The 21,202-nt window shown below is 50.6% G+C and carries 21 protein-coding genes; 9 read left to right on the top strand and 12 right to left on the bottom strand.

The window, feature by feature from the left end:
- Nucleotides 1–82 precede the first annotated feature (82 nt).
- Nucleotides 83–1,867 carry an NAD+ synthase gene (locus AC286M_RS13175; protein ID WP_488204828.1) on the bottom strand — a complete coding sequence of 595 codons (1,785 nt, stop codon included), beginning with the start codon at nt 1,865–1,867 and terminating at the stop codon, nt 83–85.
- A 257-nt stretch (nt 1,868–2,124) separates the two neighbouring features.
- Here AC286M_RS13175 and AC286M_RS13180 point away from each other — a divergent pair, with 257 nt between their 5' ends.
- Both AC286M_RS13180 and AC286M_RS13185 read left to right on the top strand, forming a co-directional pair.
- Nucleotides 2,125–3,108 carry an ABC transporter ATP-binding protein gene (locus tag AC286M_RS13180; protein WP_488204829.1) on the top strand — a complete coding sequence of 328 codons (984 nt, stop codon included), beginning with the start codon at nt 2,125–2,127 and terminating at the stop codon, nt 3,106–3,108.
- 6 nt (nt 3,109–3,114) lie between these two features.
- A complete protein-coding gene (locus AC286M_RS13185) occupies nt 3,115–3,951 on the top strand; it encodes an ABC transporter permease (RefSeq protein WP_488204830.1) in 837 nt (278 codons plus the stop codon).
- 15 nt (nt 3,952–3,966) lie between these two features.
- Here AC286M_RS13185 and AC286M_RS13190 read toward each other — a convergent pair whose 3' ends face one another.
- Complete coding sequence (locus AC286M_RS13190; RefSeq protein WP_488204831.1) at nt 3,967–4,428, bottom strand: hypothetical protein; 462 nt, start codon at nt 4,426–4,428, stop codon at nt 3,967–3,969.
- 47 nt (nt 4,429–4,475) lie between these two features.
- Nucleotides 4,476–4,853 (bottom strand): hypothetical protein, encoded by a 378-nt coding sequence (locus AC286M_RS13195; protein ID WP_488204832.1) that lies wholly within the window; start codon nt 4,851–4,853, stop codon nt 4,476–4,478.
- 136 nt (nt 4,854–4,989) lie between these two features.
- On the opposite strand from AC286M_RS13195, the gene AC286M_RS13200 reads away from it, so the two are divergent.
- Nucleotides 4,990–5,466 (top strand): hypothetical protein, encoded by a 477-nt coding sequence (locus tag AC286M_RS13200; RefSeq protein WP_488204833.1) that lies wholly within the window; start codon nt 4,990–4,992, stop codon nt 5,464–5,466.
- 48 nt (nt 5,467–5,514) lie between these two features.
- Here AC286M_RS13200 and AC286M_RS13205 read toward each other — a convergent pair whose 3' ends face one another.
- Together AC286M_RS13205 and AC286M_RS13210 are read right to left on the bottom strand one after the other, a co-directional pair.
- Nucleotides 5,515–5,700, bottom strand: coding sequence for a CPXCG motif-containing cysteine-rich protein (locus AC286M_RS13205; RefSeq protein WP_488204834.1), 186 nt, complete (start codon nt 5,698–5,700; stop codon nt 5,515–5,517).
- A gap of 187 nt (nt 5,701–5,887) precedes the next feature.
- On the bottom strand, nt 5,888–7,036 hold the full coding sequence (locus tag AC286M_RS13210; RefSeq protein WP_488203420.1) for a transposase: 1,149 nt from the start codon (nt 7,034–7,036) through the stop codon (nt 5,888–5,890).
- A gap of 298 nt (nt 7,037–7,334) precedes the next feature.
- On the opposite strand from AC286M_RS13210, the gene AC286M_RS13215 reads away from it, so the two are divergent.
- Nucleotides 7,335–8,261, top strand: coding sequence for a pentapeptide repeat-containing protein (locus AC286M_RS13215; protein WP_488204835.1), 927 nt, complete (start codon nt 7,335–7,337; stop codon nt 8,259–8,261).
- A gap of 383 nt (nt 8,262–8,644) precedes the next feature.
- On the opposite strand, the gene rodA is transcribed toward AC286M_RS13215, so the two are convergent.
- On the bottom strand, nt 8,645–9,922 hold the full coding sequence (gene rodA, locus AC286M_RS13220) for a rod shape-determining protein RodA (protein ID WP_488204836.1): 1,278 nt from the start codon (nt 9,920–9,922) through the stop codon (nt 8,645–8,647).
- 180 nt (nt 9,923–10,102) lie between these two features.
- A complete protein-coding gene (locus AC286M_RS13225; RefSeq protein ID WP_488204837.1) occupies nt 10,103–11,176 on the bottom strand; it encodes an Mrp/NBP35 family ATP-binding protein in 1,074 nt (357 codons plus the stop codon).
- A gap of 372 nt (nt 11,177–11,548) precedes the next feature.
- Between AC286M_RS13225 and AC286M_RS13230 the strand changes: the two genes are divergently transcribed.
- Together AC286M_RS13230 and AC286M_RS13235 are read left to right on the top strand one after the other, a co-directional pair.
- The gene (locus AC286M_RS13230) at nt 11,549–12,130 is read left to right on the top strand and encodes a DUF3124 domain-containing protein (RefSeq protein WP_488204838.1); all 582 of its coding nucleotides are present in this window, start codon (nt 11,549–11,551) and stop codon (nt 12,128–12,130) included.
- A gap of 119 nt (nt 12,131–12,249) precedes the next feature.
- Nucleotides 12,250–13,857, top strand: a complete 1,608-nt coding sequence (locus tag AC286M_RS13235) for a cation:proton antiporter (RefSeq protein ID WP_488204839.1) — start codon at nt 12,250–12,252, stop codon at nt 13,855–13,857.
- An 8-nt stretch (nt 13,858–13,865) separates the two neighbouring features.
- Here the strand turns inward: AC286M_RS13235 and AC286M_RS13240 are convergent, their stop codons facing one another.
- The 3 genes from AC286M_RS13240 to AC286M_RS13250 all read right to left on the bottom strand — a co-directional run bounded on the left by AC286M_RS13240 (nt 13,866) and on the right by AC286M_RS13250 (nt 15,605).
- A complete protein-coding gene (locus AC286M_RS13240; protein WP_488208831.1) occupies nt 13,866–14,537 on the bottom strand; it encodes a potassium channel family protein in 672 nt (223 codons plus the stop codon).
- A gap of 172 nt (nt 14,538–14,709) precedes the next feature.
- A complete protein-coding gene (locus AC286M_RS13245; RefSeq protein WP_488204840.1) occupies nt 14,710–15,150 on the bottom strand; it encodes an ArsI/CadI family heavy metal resistance metalloenzyme in 441 nt (146 codons plus the stop codon).
- 65 nt (nt 15,151–15,215) lie between these two features.
- The gene (locus AC286M_RS13250) at nt 15,216–15,605 is read right to left on the bottom strand and encodes an ArsR/SmtB family transcription factor (RefSeq protein ID WP_488204841.1); all 390 of its coding nucleotides are present in this window, start codon (nt 15,603–15,605) and stop codon (nt 15,216–15,218) included.
- A 146-nt stretch (nt 15,606–15,751) separates the two neighbouring features.
- On the opposite strand from AC286M_RS13250, the gene AC286M_RS13255 reads away from it, so the two are divergent.
- The 3 genes from AC286M_RS13255 to AC286M_RS13265 all read left to right on the top strand — a co-directional run bounded on the left by AC286M_RS13255 (nt 15,752) and on the right by AC286M_RS13265 (nt 18,401).
- A complete protein-coding gene (locus AC286M_RS13255) occupies nt 15,752–16,060 on the top strand; it encodes a PadR family transcriptional regulator (protein ID WP_488204842.1) in 309 nt (102 codons plus the stop codon).
- Between the two features lie 134 nt (nt 16,061–16,194).
- Nucleotides 16,195–17,421: a chromate transporter gene (locus tag AC286M_RS13260; protein ID WP_488204843.1), complete on the top strand. Its 1,227-nt coding sequence runs from the start codon at nt 16,195–16,197 to the stop codon at nt 17,419–17,421.
- An 11-nt stretch (nt 17,422–17,432) separates the two neighbouring features.
- On the top strand, nt 17,433–18,401 hold the full coding sequence (locus AC286M_RS13265; RefSeq protein ID WP_488204844.1) for a bile acid:sodium symporter family protein: 969 nt from the start codon (nt 17,433–17,435) through the stop codon (nt 18,399–18,401).
- A 274-nt stretch (nt 18,402–18,675) separates the two neighbouring features.
- Here AC286M_RS13265 and arsB read toward each other — a convergent pair whose 3' ends face one another.
- Both arsB and arsJ read right to left on the bottom strand, forming a co-directional pair.
- A complete protein-coding gene (gene arsB / locus AC286M_RS13270) occupies nt 18,676–19,830 on the bottom strand; it encodes an ACR3 family arsenite efflux transporter (RefSeq protein ID WP_488204845.1) in 1,155 nt (384 codons plus the stop codon).
- 73 nt (nt 19,831–19,903) lie between these two features.
- On the bottom strand, nt 19,904–21,169 hold the full coding sequence (arsJ, locus tag AC286M_RS13275) for an organoarsenical effux MFS transporter ArsJ (protein ID WP_488204846.1): 1,266 nt from the start codon (nt 21,167–21,169) through the stop codon (nt 19,904–19,906).
- Nucleotides 21,170–21,202: the final 33 nt, after the last annotated feature.

Below are 21,202 nucleotides of genomic sequence, written 5' to 3' on the forward strand. Positions count from 1 at the left end.
TAACTTTCTTACTTTAGAAATCGTATCGGTTGAATCTAGTTAATCACTCCATCAAGAGACGTAAACGCTCTAGCCATTAGAGTTAATTGGGGCGGAGAGAAAACGGTTGAGTCGGCAAGTTAAGCACCCATTGACTGGCAATTGGCATCCGCCAGCCTGTGCCAAAGGCGCGATCGGTGATTTTTAGGCCAGGAGGAGCCTGTCGCCGCTTAAACTCAGCCCGACGTACGAGATTAAATACCCGCTGTACAGTGGCTGCATCATGACCGGATTCAACAATTTCGCGAGGCGATTGATGTTTGTGAATTAAGCGATCCAAAATGTCGTCCAAGATGTCGTAGCTCGGCAGCGAGTCTGCATCCTTCTGATCAGGCTTCAATTCGGCGCTGGGCGGTTTCTCCAGGATGTTGAGCGGGATGATCGGTCGGTTGAGATCTAAGTCCTGATTTGATTGGGGTGATGTAATAGGATAGGGAGTCAAGTGAGTTTGAACCTGCCGAATCTGAGCTGCGTTCTGATTTAGCCACTGACAGAGACGATAGACTTTTGTTTTTGGCACATCTGCGATCGCAGCTAATCCACCATTCATATCGCCGTAAAGGGTGCAGTAGCCCACGGCCATTTCAGACTTGTTACCCGTCGAAACCAGCAAATAGCCAAACTTATTGGCGATCGCCATCAGCAGATTGCCGCGAATGCGAGACTGAATATTTTCCTCCGCTACGCCAAACTCGGTGCCAGCAAACAGATCGAGAAAGGTTTTGTCGTACTGCTTCATCAGGGAACCGATAGGCAGCGTCTCCGTCCGAATGCCAATATTGCTGGCTAAATCCAGCGCATCGGTAATTGAGTGCTCCGAGCTGTAGGGCGACGGCATGAGGACACCCAGTACTTGGTCGGTGCCGACGGCTGCGGCTGCGATCGCAGCGACTAACGCTGAGTCAATGCCGCCACTCAGCCCCAGGACAATTTTGCTGAAGCCACACTTGCGGGTATAGTCGCGCACGCCCATCACTAAGGCCGACCAGATGGCGGCTGATTCACTATCCAGTACGGGAGTGATATCTGCGATCGCTAAATCCTGCTTATCCGGATCAAACGTAAGCGGTATCAAATCCGGCTCAAATGACCGTCCTCGACTGACCATCTCGCCTTGCCGATTAAAGGCGACACTGCTGCCGTCGAATAGTAAATCATCGTTGCCGCCCACCTGATTGGCATAAATGACTGGACAGTGATAGCGGCTGGCCGCATGGCTCAGCATGGCTTCCCGCAGTCCCTGTTTGCCAACGGTATAGGGCGACGCCGAGAGATTGACGACTAGATCCACATTTTGCTGGGCTAGCGACTCGAAGGGATTAATTTCGTAGTTACGCTGCCCCCAAAACTCCTCATCGTTCCACAGATCTTCACAAACGGTGACGCCGATGCGCAGTCCAGCTAGCTCAAAGCAGTTAGCCAGATGGCCCGGCTCAAAATAGCGGTCTTCGTCAAACACGTCGTAGGTGGGCAGCAAACGCTTATGAAAAATCTGCTGAATTTTCCCCTGATGCAGCAGCGCCACGCTGTTGTGCAGTGGCTTTTCACCCTTCTCAGCGGCGGCTGGATTGCGCATTGGCAACCCCACCAACACGCTCATCTGAGACGGTAAGGCTTGAGCGAGTTCCTGAAGCGTCTGTGCGATCGCATCTAAAAAGCTGGGCTGCATCAGCAGATCGCGCGGCGGATAGCCACACAGCGACAGCTCCGTTGTAATCAGCAATTCCGCACCCTGTTCAGCGGACTGTTGCGCTGCCGCCAAAATCTGCTGAGCGTTGTGCTGTAAGTCGCCAATCGTCGGATTGAGCTGTGCGATCGCAATTTTCATATTTTTTAGACTCCAACAGCAGGTCTTTTCTAGCGTGTCAAACTGGCAACGTCATTAGTCTGATGCATCTGTCGCGCTGCTCACTATACTGGTTGGTTGACGGGGTGCTCAATTCACAGCCTTGTCGCTTCTTCAAAAGGTCATTGCTCTTTATTCTACGCTCACCAGTTTGATGGTAGGTGCTCTGAGCACCTCACGCCTCACCTTCTACCACGACCTCCACCCGTTTCTCGTGCATCTGTGCAACCATAGCAAGTATGGCGATCATCTCAGTTCAACAGCTTAGTAAGGTCTATCCTGTCGCAGTTAAGCAGCCAGGATTTAAAGGAACACTGGCTCATTTCTTCCAGCGTAAGTATCGGTCAGTGAATGCAGTACAGGATGTTTCCTTTGAAATTCAGCCCGGTGAGGTGGTTGGATTTCTAGGCCCCAACGGAGCAGGCAAAACGACGACGCTGAAGATGCTGACGGGTTTGATTCATCCATCGGCGGGACGGGTGGAGGTAACCGGACATGTGCCCTTCAACCGCGATCGCACTTTTCTGCAAAACATTACCCTGGTCATGGGCCAAAAGCAGCAGTTGATCTGGGATTTGCCGACGCTGGATTCGCTGCGGATTAATGCGGCGGTGTATGGCATCGAAGACCGTGAGTTTCGCTACCGATTGGCGGAACTGACGGAAATGCTGGACTTGTCGGAGCAGTTGACCCAACCTGTACGCAAGCTTTCCCTGGGTCAGCGGATGAAGGCGGAACTGTTGGCAGCACTGCTGCACCGTCCGAAAGTACTGTTTCTGGATGAGCCGACGCTGGGTTTAGATGTTAACGCCCAGGTGGCGGTGCGGGATTTTCTACGGGAATACAACGAGCGCTATCAGGCGACGATTCTACTCACCAGTCACTACATGGCCGACATTACGGCGCTGTGTGAGCGGGTGCTGCTGATTTACGATGGCCAGTTGATTTATGACGGTCAGCTAGAGGCACTGCTGGAGCGGTTTGTGCCCTATCGGGAAGTGACGGTGGAGCTAGAAGAGTCTTGCGAACCGCTGGATTTGGCTCGCTATGGCGAAGTTGAACATCAGGAGGGCTGTACGGTGCGCTTTATTGTACGGCGAGAAAAGCTGACGGAAACGGTTTCTCGTGTGTTGGCTGACCTACCCGTGCGGGATTTAACTGTGGCCGATCCGCCGATTGAAGAAGTGATTGGACGGGTATTTCAAACAGGTTCAGTAGAGTAGTTAAATATGCGCGATCGCACTTCTAACCGCTTACCCCTTAACTTATCCAATGGCTTCGGCGGATTTCGACGTTTAGTCCAGGCGCTGATGACGGTTTACTATGCCTATATGACCGAGTATCGGGCGGAACTCGTGTTCTGGATGCTGTCGGGTACGTTGCCCTTAATCCTGATGGGAGTTTGGGTACAAGCTTCAGCGAGTGGCGATTTTGGCCTTTCTGCCTTGGATTTTGTTCGCTACTTCATTGCCGTTTTTGTAGCGCGCCAGTTCACGGTTGTCTGGGTAATCTGGGATTTTGAAAAAGAGGTGGTGGAAGGTACGCTGTCGCCGCAACTGCTTCAGCCGCTCGATCCGGGCTGGCACCATTTCTTTGGTCACTTGGCTGAGCGCGTTGTGCGAATGCCGCTGGTGATAGTTATTGTGGGCCTATTCTTTCTGCTCTATCGGGAAGCGGCTTGGTGGCCGACCTGGCCGCGTTTACTGCTGGCGTTAGGCGTCATTCTCTTGGCCTTTGTCCTGCGATTTTTGATGCAGTATACGTTTGCCATGTTTGCCTTTTGGGTGGAACGGGCAACTGCGATCGAACAAGTCTGGTATTTGTTCTATCTGTTCCTATCGGGCATGATTGCGCCGCTGGAGCTGTTTCCGCCTACGGTACGCGCTGTCGTGGAGTGGACACCGTTTCCCTATTTGATCAATTTTCCGGCCAGTATTCTAGTTGGATTTGAGGTGGATATCGTGAAGGGGTTGCTGGTCATGCTGGGTTGGATCGCGATTTTCTTCGGCTTAAACCGTCTGCTCTGGCATCTGGGGCTGAGGCAGTATTCGGGAATGGGAGCTTAGATACGGGCTTTGCAATTAATGGTAATCCTCTGTCTGAAACAGAGCTATTACCTGTGCATCTGAAAGTTCATCGCCCTCCCAAACTCGAACGGCACGGGCGTTAGCAAATTCATTAACCCTCAAAAACAAATCTTGCAGAATGGCAAAGTCGTACCCCCAACTCTGAATATCAAAGGTGTTAGCACTATTAACAAGTTCCAAAAACAGCGTTTTTTCGAACGGGCTTAATCCTCCTTCGGTATAAGCCAGCGGATGAACAACAACCTTAGGACTAACCCATCTGTGCTTGTCTAAATTAACCTGCTTGATCGCTGCCCTAGCCAAAGACAAGGCAGGCTCGAAATTGCCGATCAGCAATCTTTCGGTAGTGAACGGCTCATCGGCAATCAATTCCACTACTGTTTGCCCCTCCAGTTGTTTAGCCCATATCTTGTTGATGTCAATCTTGAGATAAACATGGGCGCGTTTGAAGATCATACTTAAAGTCCTTAACCTGCACTACTCTCTTAACGGTGCGATCGCAGTCAATGAGAATCCTTTTTCTGAAACAGGGCTATCACCTGTGCATCTGAAAGTTCATTTCCCTCCCAAACCACTGCAGAGGCGTTTGCCAACGCAATCAGGTCATGAAACATCCTTTTTTCGACTGGACTTAATCCTCCTTCGGTATAAGCCAGTGGATGAACAACAACGTTAGGAGTCACCAGTCTTTGCTTGCCTAAATTAACCTGTTTGATTGCCTTCTTAGCTACAGATAAAGCCGAATCAAAATTGCCGATCAGCAGCCTTTCTGTAGTAAACGGCTCATCAGCAATTAATTCCACTACTGTTTGCCCCTCTAGTTGTTTAGCCCATATCTTGTTGACATCAATTTTGAGATAAACATGAGTCTTGATGTACATACTTAAGTTTTAACGTGCTTGATTTCCTCAATAGGTTTCCCTGAGAACCTAGCAACTCAACAGGATATGGGTTAAATTAACTGGCTTCTACGGGCATCCTAAGCACATAGATAGGTGGTGAGCGGGATTTCTAACTATGTCAGTCTTTTTTACAATTCTTCTGGAAAGCGAAACCTGGATGCAGTCTCTACCAGAAGCTTCAAGTGAAAATCTACCGCTAGTTTGGAACACATTAGATCAAATCGCAGAAGAAAAAGGATTAACTCTGCTGAGTCGATTTATTACTACTGATAAGGAGTACTACCAAGAAGAATTAGAGGCTGAACTAGCAGATCCAAATCCTGATGAAGTTGTTTCTGCTGAACCTGTGCAACAGTTGCGGGAGAGAATCGCAGAATTTTCAGATCAACCTGAGTGGTTTAGTGCCGAAGATGCTGGTCAAGCAGCGCAAATCATGCAGAGTCTTGTTGAGCACCTACGCGATAATCCGAATCTATTTAGTGAATATGGTGATGATGCCCATGAAGTATTTGTAGATGAGCTTGAGGGCACCGCACGATTCCTTAATAAAGTTCAGTCAAGAAATATTCGGTTCAAGTTTTACATGGAGTAGGTAAAGCTAAACACTAGCGGTAGCTAAAAAACTGAGGGCGGCTGAATCCTAGCCTTCGTATTCCGTATCAATCTCAATATCTAAGGTATCTTCGTCAATCCGAATGTAGAGAATGTTGGGCCGACAGCACACCTGGCAGTCTTCCACGTAGGACTGCTGAGTGCCTGCGCTGGGGTCAACAAAGGTTGAATTGGGTTCGCCACAGTAGGCGCAATAGTATTCGGCATTATGCATTGAGAAAGCCTCTGGGGTTTATGCAGATGGGGTGTCAGCCAGTTTTTTGTATAGTAACCATGATCGCACCTCTCGCGTAGGGCACATTAAGCATTGCTGTAACGCACTACAAGATCTGCGATCGCACTTACAGTTATATAAACCAAGGTGATTATCTATGTCTATCTTGACAACACTCCGGACAGATTTAGGAGACTATCGCCCCGTAATCAAGCAGCTTTTGGTAATTAGGATGGGATTTAATTAAAGTCGGCTCCAAGTCAAACTGGTCAATAAATCGGTCTAAAAGATGTTGGTTGAGGGCCAGTCGTTTGAAAGAGGCGAGCGAGAAGCTCAGCGAATCATCGTCTTTCTGGTTGTTTTGCAACGCGACTTTAGCCAGGTTCAGTGCCATCAAACTGGCATTGACATGGGTGTCTATCGCTTCGGCAGAGCGAGCTTGACAGTCCACTAACCCGGTAAACTGACGAGCATCACGGAAAATAAATTCAATCTGAAATCGGGCCGTGTAGCACCGGTAAAGGAGGAACGGGTCAATGTTGAGGTCGGTAGAAAACAGCACGACATAACTGCGGCGACCCCGATGCTCTTTGAGCAGATAGGCCAACCGGATGTTGCGCTTGAGGCTGACCGACCAAACGATGGCGGTATAAAGATAAACTCCATCGTCCAAGCGTTTGACCAACTGAAATCGTCGGTGGTCTTGCAGGTTGACCTTGCCGTCAAAGCGTCGAGGAGCACCTCGCCCTTGGTATGGCCCCTCATAGAGGAACTTGAGGTTGGCATCACAGCGCAGTTTGCCAATCGCATGAAACCCGAGTTGCACCACGCCAGTGACCCACTTGTACTTGCTGTAAAACCCGTCGGCGACAATGTAGCGAATCCAAGTGGGGAAGAACGTCAGGCAGTAGGCCAGATGCCCCAGATAGAAGTCAATCCGGTTGCCCTTCGCGCCCTTTCCCTGTTTCGAAGACGCTCTCAAATGAGGTAAGTCTGCCTCGGTTTGCTGGGCAGACAGCGTGTACCCTGTATTCTGCTCCAGATCGACAATCGCCACCACTGACAGTTCTAAGCCCCGTTCTGGACGCTGGGTTTTACCGTTGTAGAACTGGTCTAGACCGTAGGTGTGCCGTCCACTTTTTTCCATAAAGGTGCAATCGACCACTGCGACCTGAACCGCCTCGTCTCGTCTTAATGGTTCTATCAGTGCTTGATTGAGTCCTTCGAAGCCAATGCCCCGTTCGAAGTGTCGACGGTAACTTCGCTCGCTTAAGTCACTGTAACGACTGAGGTTGGCGTAGTTCACCTTGCCACAGACCACGAAAATTGTGGTCATCAAGGTCAACAAAAACTGTTGTTGGGGTTTACCAAATGGCCTGCTGTCTCCAGCAAACCGGTTAGAATCCGATTGAGGCTATCCATTGGTGCGACATGTTAGGTACATTCGCACTCTACACGGTGGATAGCTTTCTTCGCACTCTCCCAAAAACTGTCCGGACTGTTGCTCAGTACTCTGTAAATTTAAGTTTTGATGATTGATGTGCCGCGCTCCGCGCGGCACATCAATCATCAAAACCCATAAAACTTAGTTGACAGACTACTCAGTTGGGATTGAATAATTTAGCGGTTCAGCTATGGCTGTTTTTACGGTAGACCAAGTTTTAGACCAAATCCAGCAGGGGCTATCTCTGCAAAGAGCCGAGCTGAGCCATATCGACCTACGGGGCCAAACGCTCGACAATGCCCAGTTTCAGCGGGCTTACATGCGGGCAGCCAATTTGTCCTACGCATCCTGTCGGCAGACCAATTTTCAAGCTGCCATTCTGAATCGAGCGCAATTTACGAAAGCGATTTTAGACGGAGCGCAGTTTGACCAAGCCCAGCTCACTGCCGCGCAGCTCGATCAGACGATGCTGCGCTACATCAAAGCCACAGGAGCCAAATTCCACAGTGCCATTCTGACCGGAGCCGATGCCACTGCGGCGCTGTTGAGCGAAGCCGATCTGGCTGAGATTGATGCGGTAGGACTCAATTTACAGGAAGCCATTTTATTTAAAGCCAATCTCAGTGCGGCCAACCTGCAAGAGGCTAACTTCGCTAAAGCTAAGGCCAGCGACGCGGTTTGGATTGATGCCGACCTGACCAAAGCCCAGTTTCCAGCGGCGATGCTGCAGCGATCGCGGTTTACCTATGCGTGCTTATACAAAGCCAACTTAGCGGAAGCCGATTTAGTTGGAGCTGATTTGTGTCAGGCCAACCTGCGCCAGGGACTGCTCTGTGCAGCTATGTTTGACCATGCCAATCTGAGTCAAGCTACGCTGGCCGAGGCTAATCTGAGCCATGCCTCGCTGTTTAGTGCTGATTTGGAAGGCGCTGACCTATCGGATGCCGATCTTTCTGAAGTGAATCTACGCGATGCCAATCTAGAGGGTGCAATTCTCAAAAACGTCGATTTTTCGCGTAGCACAGTTCATGGAGCTATCTTTACTGAAGCTCAGGGCATTGCCGACGAACAGCGCGCGTTTCTGCGCCGCAATGGCGCGCTGAATGTACCTAAATAGCTTTTCCAATCGGCTAAAAGCTACTGTTTATACATAAGTCTCCTAGACTTCGTTTCAACGTTGAGATCCCCCCTTGCCCCCTAGGGCTGATTCTCTAGCAGAATAATAATTCTGTAACTCCCAATTTATGGTTCTTTGCCAAAACGGGTTGAACGAGGAAATAGGACTTACGAGCATTTTCTTTTTTTAGAGAATCAGCCCTACCCTTGCCCCCTTAAAAAAGGGGGAATTGGCTCAAAGTTCTCCTTTTTAAGAGGGATTTAGGGGAATCAGTCCGGGATTTAGAAGGACTATTCAGGCTGTGTATAAGCAGTAGGGCCAAAAGAGAGGCGGCTATTCTGACCAAGCCAGGATAGCCGCCTCTCTTTTTAGCGAAAACGGGACTAATCCAAGTCGCCCAGTTTGCGACGAAACTTGAGCTGGCTGCGGTGGTTGGCCACCGATTCCACCAGCCCTAAGGCAATAAAGTTCGTCAGCAGCGCCGATCGTCCGTAGCTCATCCAGGGCAGCGGAATTCCAGTTACAGGAGCCAAACCAATCGTCATGCTGATGTTGACGATCACCTGAAACATCAGCATCGATAAGACGCCGATTGCTAGTAGTGAACCGAAATTATCCTTAGCGTTCTGAGCAATAATCACCAATCGGAGACAAATTAGCCAGAATATACAGATCAGTGCGATCGCACCTATAAAACCCAGCTCTTCGCCCACTGCCGAGAAGATAAAGTCCGTATGCTGCTCTGGGATGAAGTTGAGCTGCGTTTGCGTTCCGTGATTGAGGCCTCGGCCCCAAAGCTGCCCTGCCCCAATGGCAATACGAGACTGAATCAGGTGATAGCCCCCACCGAGGGGATCTTTAGCGGGATCAAGGAACAAAATCAGGCGGTCTTTCTGGTAGTCATGCAAAATGCCCCAGAATACCTTACCCAAGCCACCGGACACCAGATTTAAAACCGCCGCGCCGAGTGCGCCCAATAGGGGCCAGGGCAGGGTGCGCCAGCCAATCAGCATCATCAACGCTGTCCAGATAAACCAACCGGGCAGCAAGAGGCTAAATAAGAGGGCTGCGACAACGGGTGAAACCATCAGCACAATCCAGCCCAGTTTAGCGTTGGCCCAGTAGAGCATCCCTAGCGTAATTGCCCCGTACACCAGCGATGTCCCCAAATCGGGCTGCAAAAAAATTAAAACCCAAGGTACTGCGGTAACCAGCAGCGCATTGACAACTGCCGGAATGGTCGAAGCGGTACGCCGATGCAGCAGTGCGGCCAGCGTAATGATCAAGCCTAATTTGGCAAACTCTGACGGCTGGATTGTTAACCCACCAATCGAAATCCAGCGCTGTGCCCCTAAACCTACCGTTCCGATAATCATGACGGCGACCAGAGAGGCATTCACCGCGCCGTAGATTATCCAATACCACTGCAGTAAACCTTCGTAGCGACTGCGGGCGATCCACATCGCCAGAGCAAAGCCGATACCTCCTATAAACCAGTGGCTATACCAATCCACCAGCCCATCTTGGAGTTCCGTACTGCGGATCATCAAGCCGCCGCCAACCGTTAGAACAATTGTCAACAGCATGAGCAGCCAGTCCATCTGTCGCCACGGACGGATGATGGCACGCCAGCTAAATCGCCGAATGGAATTTTGCAGCATATACGTTCTTGGATGTGTTTCTAGAAGGTTTCCAGTGGGTGCGATCGCAACTATTCAATAAACGTTTGATTCATGATTAACGTTCCGTAGGGGCGGTTTTGGCCGTCCAGTTATGGGATTCCATCAAACTTGGTCTACTAAACCCGCCCCTATACACAATACCTATTGTGTAGATCCCGCTTAAGTCAAGGCAGCCACAGATACCCGTGCCGCAATCTGCTGGGCAATGCTCATCAGCGCTTTGGCCGAAGCTGAATCAGGGCTGTGCACCACAATGGGAATACCGCGATCGCCGCCTTCGCGCAGCGGCAGTTCTAGCGGCACACAGCCGAGCAGAGGAATGCCCAGTTCTTGGGACGTTTTTTCGCCGCCGCCGGAACCAAAGATGTCGTATTGCTTATCCGGCATGTCGGGCGGAATAAAGTAGCTCATATTTTCCACAATGCCCAAAACTGGCACCTGCATCTGCTGGAACATCCGCAGTCCACGCCGCGCATCGGACAGAGCCACGTTTTGCGGCGTAGTCACAATCACCGCTCCGGCCATGGGTACGGCCTGAGCCAGCGTCAACTGGGCATCTCCGGTGCCTGGTGGCATGTCCACAATCAGATAGTCTAAATCGCCCCACTCAGCTTGATAGAGAAACTGGCGGATCACGCCATTCAGCATCGGGCCACGCCAGATCACGGGCTGATCCGGGTCAATCAAAAAGCCCATTGAAACTAATTTGACGCCGTGATTGAACGCGGGTTCCAGAATTTCTTTGCCGTCTACCTGGCGCACCATCACTTGGGCATCTGCGAGACCCAGCATGGTTGGCGTATTTGGCCCATAGATATCCGCGTCAATCATGCCGACTTTGGCTCCGGTTTTGGCCAACGCCACGGCCACGTTCACGGCCACGGTGCTTTTGCCGACACCACCTTTGCCGCTCGAAATGGCGAGAATATTTTTAACACCGTCGATTCCCTGCCGATCCGGCAGCGATGCCTTTTGCTGGGGCGTTTCTGCTGTGACTTCGACATCGATCTGTTCCACTCCCGGTAGCGATCGCACCGCTCGCTTGCAGTCATCGACAATGAATTCCCGCAGCGGACAGGCTGGAGTCGTCAACACCACGGTGAAGCGCACTTGCCCATCCTCAACCTGGACATTACGAATCATGTTGAGTTCGACCAGGCTTTTTTGCAGTTCTGGATCTTGGACAGGACGTAGAACTTCTAAAACGGAATTAGCATCAAGCGTTGTTGACATTCTTTTCTCCCCCCACCTTTGATGCTGGGGCTCGCAACAGGGTTTATCTGGATCGGTTAGTTTGTGAGTTGCGATCGCACTGCGATTCCAGTTGCGATCGCTCTCTAGAAATCTTACAAAACTTTTCGTAACGAAACGGAAATAAAGCGCAGGAAAGTTTTGTAAGCACACCAAAACATCCCTTTACCTCATATCTTGCACCTTGCACTTTGAGAACCCGAAGAGGTTGTTTTGCCGCCGCGATGCGGCGGCAAAACAACCCTTCTGGGTTTTGGTGCAAGATGTGAGTTTACGAAAACTTACAATGTTAGGCTGACCCAGTCTGATGGCAGCTCTCAAATCACGGTTCAACTTTCAAGGAAAATCTGTCTTGTGCTCAAACGAAATGTTCTGATTGCCCTATGCTGTCTTTTGTCCAGCGTGTCTGCCGCTTGTGCTGTCTCATCGACTAAATCGACGGAGAGATCAGCCCCGACTGATCCAGTTAATCAGTCACTGGCAGAACGACCGGGTGTCACTCCCATTGCAGTGGAACAGCTACCGGATTTAGTGATGGGACAGGTGGTTTATGTTCCGATCTACTCAGAGATTTACGATTCTGACCCCAATCAGACATTTCAACTTACTGCAACTCTTAGCCTGCGTAATACCGATTTGGACAGCCCAATCATAATTGAGACTCTAGACTACTACGACTCTGGAGGAGCAAAGATCAGCACGTATCTAAGAACTCCCATTCAGCTAGCGCCCTTAGCCTCTTTGGAAATTGTGGTTGCGAGAGAAGACAGCTCTGGCGGATCTGGGGCGAACTTTATTGTGGAATGGCGAGCAAATGAAACCGTTAGTGAGCCGATAGTTGAAGCGATCATGATTAGCAGTGCGTCTCAGCAAGGCATGTCGTTTGTGAGTCCAGGGCGAATTATTCAGGAACGACAGCCAGACGATTCACTCTAAAAGATTCACTCTAGAAGATTCGCTCTAAATGTAAGCCTGAAAACTATTTGGGATCAAAACTCGTCTCAATGTCATTGAATTTAGCGTCCTGTTGTCAACTGTCTAGAGCACATAATTGGTTGGCCAATACACCGAGCGCCTCTCCCCTAGAGCCGTCCCTGCCGCTGCCAACAGAAGGGTTCACTGGGCTGGTGAGTGCCCTGATTGTGCTGCTGCTGGTTGCGACGGCTGTTGCGCTTGTGACGCGGCGGCTGCGCATTCCCTACGTTGTCGGCTTAGTCCTGGCCGGATTAGCCATCACCAAACAGGCTCTGCCCGAATCTGTCGGTCTGAATCCCGATGTGATTCTGAATTTATTTCTACCGATTTTGATCTTTGAAGCGGCGATTAATACTGATATCAGCCGTCTGCGGAGCACGATTAAACCGATTGCACTCTTGGCTGGGCCAGGGGTGATGCTTTCAGCCGTGATTACGGCGGTACTCCTTCAAACTTGGCTGGCTCTCGCCTGGATCACGGCAGCAGCAGTGGGCGTCATTCTCACGATTACAGATACCGTTTCGGTGATTGTGGCTTTTAGAAGCGTTCCAGTTCCGGCGCGACTCACGACGATTGTGGAGGGCGAGAGCTTATTTAATGACGGTATTGCGCTGGTGCTGCTCAGTCTGATTACGACCATTCATCTGCAAGGCTCGTTCAGCTTGAGTGATGGGATTCAGCAGATGGTGATTGCCTTTGTTGGCGGTGGGGCCTTGGGGGTTGGGTTAGGGTATCTCTGTGTCGGGCTATTTCGTCAATTGGACGATGCTTTGAGTAACATCCTGCTGACTGTTGCGGTGTCGTTGGGCACGTTTCAAATCGGGCAGGCGTTGGGCGTATCCAGTGCGATCGCAGTTGTGGTGGCAGGGTTAGTGATTGGTAATTTAGGCTTTCGCAGCACTTCGGCTTCAACTCGTGTAACCCTGTTGAACTTCTGGGAGTATGCCGGATTTGGCGTTAATACCTTTATCTTCTTGCTGGTTGGGATTGAGGTGGAACCCCAAATTCTGCTGCAAACGGTTCCGGCAGCTCTGTTAGCCATCCTGGCCTATCAGATCGGTCGCATTTGCTCGATTTATCCGCTGCTCTTTCTACTGCGTTCCGTTGATCGGCCACTGCCCTTACGGTGGCAGCATGTGTTGATTGCCGGAAACGTCAAAGGCTCGTTATCAATGGCGCTGGCGCTCAGCTTGCCGTTTACGCTGCCGGGTCGCTCCGATGTGATCACGCTCGTGTTTAGCACCGTCTTAGTGTCGCTCGTTGGTCAGGGGTTGAGTCTACCCTGGCTGGTCAAACGTCTACGTCTGTCTACTCCCTCCGAGATCCGGCAGCGGATGGAAATGCTACAGCTCAATATGATTACGGCCAAAGCGGCTCAAGCGGAACTGCACCATCTCCTCAAGTTTGGCAGCTTGCCTAAGCCTCTCTATGAAGAACTGTTTGCCACCTATCAGGCTCGCATTGCGTCCTCCGAACGAGAGCTGCGTGATCTCTATAACCAACGCATCGCCGATGGCATGAATACACTAGAAAATCAAGGCTATCTGGACGGCACCCTGCGCCGTCTCTATCTGGCCGAAAAAGGAGCGATCAATGATGCGGTTCGTCAAGGCTTATTGTCCGATGAAACCTCGCAGTCATATCTGCGATCGCTGGATGAAAAGCTGCTATCGCTGAAGGATGATTAAAAGGAGAATTAGGGCGAGCACAGTCCCATAAAGTCCAGCATTTTTCGAACGAGTTCCGGTTTTGTGACGGCCAGAATCGTGGAACCACTTTCCAATAAGGTGCGGCCATTGGGGATGACGAGATCTTCGTGGGGATGGGCCTGATAACCAATGATCAGCGTGCCAGCAGGGAACCGAGGATCTTGGGCAATTTCGGCCAGGCTGCGGCCCACGATGTAGCACTCTTGCGGGATAGTCAGCTTCAAGACTTCGATTTGTCCCTGTTCAAAGTGCATCATGGCATCGACTTGGGGATATTCAATCGCATTGACAACGCGGTTAATCGCCAGTTCTGTCGTGCTGATGATGTGGGTGGCTCCGGCCAGCAGATAGGGTTCAGCAAAATCGCGATCGCGCATTCGCACTACAATCTGTGGCACTTGATAGTGCTTTGAGAGCGTCACCAACGCCAAATTGAGCGCATCTTCCCGCAAGGCGGCAATCACCGCTCCAGCTTTACGAATTCCCGCTTCCAACAGCGTTGTTGTGTTGACAGCACTGCCCTCAAACGCCATCACGCCAATTTTTTCACGGGCATACTGACAGGCCAAGATGTCTGTATCCACCACTGCAACGGTGTGTCCCATGTGCAGCAGCGTCTTCGCTAGCTCTAAACCCATCATGCCAGCCCCACCAATCACAACGTACAAGTTTCTGCCTCGTTAACTGCGTTGTACCCTTACATCTCGCACCTTGCACTTTGAGAACCCTTCTGGGTTTTGGTGCAAGATGTGAGCTTCCGAACTAATATAAAGCACCCTGAAACTGCGATCGCAGGTTTCACAGCAGTTCCGACAGGAATAGCCAGATTGGTTAAGCACAGCAGCCTTGCTTCTGCGCTGGAGGATTGTCCAGAGAAAAATTAACGTCAGGACTGGTATCAGCAACTTTGAGCACAAAAATTTCCCAGCGATTTTGATCCGGATCAGTGACCCAAACTTTGTCCTGGAGGGCATAGCAACATTCGGTATCTTTCTCTTCAAATGTCGCTAGTCCGGCAGCTTGGAAACGTGCGATCGCAGTTTGCACAGCCTCTACACTATCCACCTGAATGCCCAAGTGAGAGAGCGATCCGGGACTGGTGTTGTCATTGCTGACATTGAGCGTCAGGTTTAATCCTGGATTATCCAGATCAAACTTGGCGTAGTCAGCCTTGTGCTTGACTGGCTTGGTATTGAATAGAGTTTGATAAAACGCGATCGAACGGTTCAGATCGGCAACCTTTAAGGCGATGTGGGTTTTGAAGGGGGACATGATTTTCTCCTTTGGTATTTAGAAAAATATCGAAATAAAGACGAAATTTTTTTGTTTAGTCTCATTTATGTCTCGTCACAGCAGCCCGTTGATGAGCTGTCTACCGCACTGTCAGTAACCTCTAGCTCTCCAACTTCAATCACCTGATTGCGGGTGCAGCACTCTTCAAATAGAAAATCAATGAGGGATTTGAGGGCTTCTGACCGCACGCTGTACCAAATCCACTGCCGATCTTTTTCAGCGGAGACGATGCCTACTTGGCGCAGTTTGTCGAGGTGGTGCGAAAGAGTTGGGGCAGAGATATCCAGTTCTTTCTGAATTTCTCCGGCAGGCAACCCTTTGGGGTAAGCCGATAGCAGCAGCCGCACAACCCGCAATCGGGACGGTTGACCCAACGCAGCAAACGCGGCGGCGATGTCATCAATGGCAGACTGGGAGGAGTTTCTTATTTCCATATTTCGACAATATTCAAAATAAGTTTATCCGTCAAGTGCAAAGCAAGTACAAAGTTAATAGCGCTAAATCGGTTGCACTCCGGAGGGCAGCGTTCTCCTATATATAATCCAGAGGAGATACCTGCTTGTGCAACTGTTTAAATTCAATGGCTGACCGTGATTTGTACTCCGGGCTGATTCGTCTTCATATTCTTCACCATGCTGTTCACGAGCCAATTTTTGGCCTGGGCATCATTGAAGAATTAGAGCGTCACGGCTATAAGCTGAGTCCGGGTACTCTATATCCCATCCTGCATGGGTTAGAGCGTAAAGGTTATTTAACTTCCTACAACGAACGGTCGGGGCGACAGTCCCGAAAATTCTATCAGGCGACGGCTGAAGGTAAGGCCGCGCTGGACGAAGCGAAGGAGAAGGTTCGCGAACTATTTGGTGAGCTGTTTGAGGATGAAGCTTGACGCGTGCGCTTTTTGGAAAGCGGTACCTTACAGCATTATCTGTGGTGTATTCTGCACTATAGTTCTTCGTTATCGAGATGCGATATTGTGTTTCTAATCAATTCTGTTCTATATCGCTATTACTCGGTTAAGCTATGGCTGCTCCAGAATCTCAGGAATCGAGAAGTCAACCCGACGACAAGAATTCTGCACCTTTTTTAGCGCTGAGTCCGACACAGCAGCAGCAACGATTGAAGGAACTAGCGGCAGTATTCTTTCGACTGGGTTGCATCGCTTTTGGTGGCCCAGCCGCCCATATCGCCATGATGGATGATGAGGTGGTCAAGCAGCGACAGTGGATGAGCCGTGAGCAACTGTTGGATTTAATTGGTGTCACCAATCTGCTGCCAGGGCCAAACTCTACTGAGCTAGCCATTCATATTGGCTACGAACGAGCGGGCTGGAAAGGGTTGTTTGTGGCGGGGAGCTGTTTCATTCTGCCCGCTATGACGATTGTCTGGATTCTCGCGGCACTTTATGCCCGCTATCAAACTGTTCCCCAGGTGGAGTGGCTGCTGTATGGGATCAAACCTGTCATTATTGCGATCATCTTGCAGGCTCTCTTTAAGTTGGGCAAAAAAGCAATTAAGGATAGACCCACAACCATCGCGGCGGTCGGCGTGATCGTGGCGTACTTTCTGAACGTGAACGAGATTCTGCTGCTGCTACTGGCAGGGCTGGCGGTAATGTTGATCAAGAACGTGCGACAGGGAGGTATTACAGCCTTGTTGCTGCCGCTTTCGGGAACGCTGGCGCAAACGGGTACCCCGACAGCAGCCACAGCAATTGCCGCACCAAGTTGGATTCAAGTGTTTCTCTTCTTTCTCAAAATCGGGTCAGTACTCTACGGGAGTGGCTACGTGCTGCTGGCCTTTCTACAGCGGGATCTGGTGGAGCGTTTGGGCTGGCTGACCTCTCAGGAATTGCTGGATGCGATCGCAATTGGCCAGTTCACTCCTGGGCCTGTGTTTACCACGGCAACCTTCGTGGGATATTTATTAGCTGGTAATGCGGGCGCGATTGCGGGCACTGTCGGTATCTTTCTGCCGGCGTTTTTACTCGTGGGAATTGTCAATCCCTGGGTGCCTGCGTTGCGCCGCTCTCGCTGGTTTGGCGCTTTTCTGGATGGAGTCAATGCGGCCTCACTAGGCTTGATGGCAGGTGTCGTGTTTACCTTGGGACGCACCGCTTTGGTGGACTGGGTGACAATTGTGTTAGCGATTTTAGCTGCGATCGCGGTTTTTCGCTTTAAGGTCAACTCCGCCTGGATTGTATTAGCTGGCGGCATTGTAGGGTTCGTTGCACAGCAACTGATAGGTTAAACGAAGTTTTAATGACGCGACAAACTCTAGAGCAATACCAGATTTGGTTGTACCTAGTAGCGTTGTCACTTGGCAGTGCACTCGGTTGGCGATCTGCTGCTTTCTCAGAGGGTTTAGAGTATGGCATCTGGCTTACACTTGGCATTTTGTTATATGCCACCTTTTGCCAGGTACCACTCATGCATCTAGGGCAGTGCTTTCGCCATCGTCGCTTTATGGCAGCATTGCTAACGGGCAATTTTATCCTCGTACCCTGTGTGGTATGGGCGTTAGTCAATTTGTGTCTCAGCGATCCAAAGCTCCAGTTTGGAGTTTTTTTGGTGTTGCTGGTGCCCTGTACCGACTGGTTTTTGACCTTTACCTATTTGGGACGGGGCAATTTGCCGTTAGCCATTGCTTCTACTCCTGTATTGCTCTTAGCACAAAGCCTCTTACTGCCCTTGTATCTATGGTTGTTTACAGATAGTCAACTGAGGGAGCAGATTGACCCAACTGTGTTTGTGGGTGCTTTAGTGAGTTTAATTTTGCTACCCCTGGGTTTGGCATTGCTGACCGAGCAATGGGGTAAGATTCATGTCCTAGGCCAACGCTGGTTAACAGTCACCAGTTGGTTACCGATTCCGCTACTCGCATTAACATTGCTGTTAATTTCTGCCTCCCAAATACAGGCGATAGTGATGGAATCACTCTATGGGATGGGACGCGTGGTACTCATTTTTGTGGCCTTTTTGCTAATCAACGGTTACTTATCATGCTGGATAGGACGGCTATTTCAGCTAGAAACAGTGGTGAATCGCACGTTAACCTTCAGTTTGGGCACCCGAAATTCATTTGTGGTGCTGCCTTTTGCCCTAGCGCTACCTGATACTTGGTCGGTAGTGGTAACGGTAGTAGTGCTACAACCCTTGGTAGAACTAACAGGCATGATTGGCTATCTATGGTGGGTGCCCCAGAAATTGCTAAAAGATACCCGTTCTTGACAAGAGCTTCACCAGGATTTGAGTCGTATATTTTGAGATACAAAACGCCCTTCAACTGACACAACTCAATCGCTCGTCAAGCTGGTCAGCGCTACTGTACCCCAGGATGGATTCAAGTGAAATCTTTGGGGTAGGGACACGGCATTGCCGTGTCCCTACGGCTGGAATGATTGACAGGCTATTTAATTCACGCTCCTAAGCAAGCATTTCATAAAAAGTAAATGATGGGGTTTCAACCGAATCTCATATAACTCGTTTCATGATTCTCTCCCGGTTAGGTGTCGTATTTTAGGCAACGAGGATCGGGCAACGTTGCCTTCTCTGGCTGACGGGGAAACCAAAAGGCGGTTCGTTTGCAGACTTCGACCAGCATCAGCATGACGGGGACTTCAATCAGCACTCCGACCACGGTTGCAAGTGCAGCACCGGAGTTGAGGCCAAACAGTGTGACCGCCGTTGCGATCGCAACTTCAAAGTGATTACTCGCGCCAATCAGCGCAGCAGGTGCAGCATCTTCATAGACCAGCTTCAGCTTCTGGGCGGCGACATAGGTGATCAGGAAAATAAAGTTGGTCTGGATAAACAGGGGAACGGCAATCAGCAGGATGTGCAGCGGATTACTGACGATCAGTTCGCCTTTGAAGGCAAAGAGCAAGACTAAGGTGATTAGGAGAGCTGCGATCGCAACTGGACTCAGGTACTTGAGAAAGACCTGATCGAACCAGGCTTTCCCCTTATGGCGCAGAATCCAGGTGCGCGAGATCGCTCCTGCGAGTAGCGGTAGCCCCACATAAACCAGCACCGACAGCACAATCGTTTCCCACGGCACCGTTAGATCGTTAGCCGAGAGCAACCAGCCGCCCAGCGGCGCATAGAGAAACAGCATCGCCAGCGAGTTAATCGCCACCATCACCAGCGTGTGCCCCTGGTTGCTGTAGGACAGATAGCCCCACATCAGCACCATTGCCGTACAGGGGGCGATGCCGAGCAGAATCGCGCCAGCAATGTAGGAATTGGCTAACGAGACTTCAACGCCGCGAATGATTTCGGTACTCTCCAAGAGTGGACGAAACAGCCAACCCAGAAAGAACTGGGCAAAGGCCACCATCGTAAACGGCTTGATCAGCCAATTCACCACCAGCGTCAACATCACGGGTCTGGGCGTTTGGGCCGCTTGCTTGGCCTGAGAAAAATCAATCTTGACCATGATGGGATACATCATGAAAAAGAGGCAGACGGCAATCGGCACAGACACCTGATAGATGCTCATGGAATCCAGAGCCTCGGCGAGATTAGGAAACGCGCGCCCCAGCGCAATCCCAATCAGAATGCACAGGATGACCCAAACAGTTAGATATCGTTCAAAGACGCTCAGTTGTCCGCCAGCCTGCACGGCTTTGGATTGCACATTCCGATACTCTTTTGTCATACGTCCACCGATTCTCTAAACTGCGACAACAAATTAGCTCCCTTGCTCCCCTGCACCGATGTTCACGACGGGATCAGTCACCACCACCCGATTTCCAGGCAATGTCTCGTCCGGCTCTGGGGTTGGGTAGCTTCAACGTAATTAGTTCCGCCAGCAGCACAAACAGTGCTGATGTCCACAGACAGCCCACTAGGCCAAAGAATTGGAAGATCAGACCCGACAACACCGTTCCGGCTAATCGTCCGCCCGAATTTGCCATGTAGTAAAAGCCCACATTCAGCGCTACCTTATCGTCTTCCGTGAAGGCCAACACCAGATAAGAATGCACCGCTGAGTTAAACGCAAACACAATGCCAAACGCCATCAGGCCAATCACAATGGTTTGTCCAGGCGGACGACCCGTTTGCAAGGCAAGTGCGATCGCAACAGGCATCGCCGTTAAAAATCCAGTCCAGAAGCGAATGGTCTTAGCGGTTGGTGGTTGGCCAGATCCCCAGCGTTTGAGAATTGTCGGGGCTAGGGACTGTACGATACCGTAGCCAATCACCCAGATGGCCAGAAAGCCGCCCACCTGTTCAAACGTCCAGTTCAGCTCGCTGTAGAGAAAGACGGGCAGACCGACGACAAACCAAACATCTCTGGCTCCAAATAGGAAGAATCGAGCGGCAGAGAGAATGTTGATCTCTCGACTTTTGGAAAAAAGCTGGCGAAACTTCACCTTGGCCTTAATCTTGCCCATGCCGGACGGCAGCCATCGACTCGACAGCAGCACCAGAAAAAGCCCCCCGGCCATGATCAGCAGCGCATTCACATAGCCAAATGCCGCCAGCAAAACGCTGCCAATAAAAAAGCCGACCCCCTTCAGGGCATTCTTTGATCCAGTCAGGATAGCGACCCACTTAAACAGCGATGACTGAGCATCTTGCGGAATCACTAGGCGGATGGCACTTTTAGAACTCATCTTAGTTAAGTCTTTGGCAATACCTGATAGCGCCTGCGCTGCCATCACATAGGGAATTGCCAGCGTCAGCGCCCAAGTTTCATTCACAGGAGTCATCAGCAGCAATGCGCCAATTTGCAGCGCAATGCCGCCGTACAGGGTGAGTTTTACACCAAACTGCGAGCCAATCCAGCCGCCGAACAGGTTCGTGACAATGCCAAAAATCTCGTAAAACAGAAACAGCATCGCCACTTCAAAGGGCGAGTAGCCAATCGTATAGAAGTAGAGCAGCACCAGCATCCGCAGCGCCCCGTCAGTGAGGGTAAACCCCCAGTAAGCGGCTGTCACAAGAGCGTAGTTGCGAACCCCAGCTTTATCAAATGTGGTAGAGGATTCCATAGGTTGATCGGATGATGTGAACAATTGCACGCC

The organism is Thainema salinarum CENA647 (genome assembly GCF_057732415.1).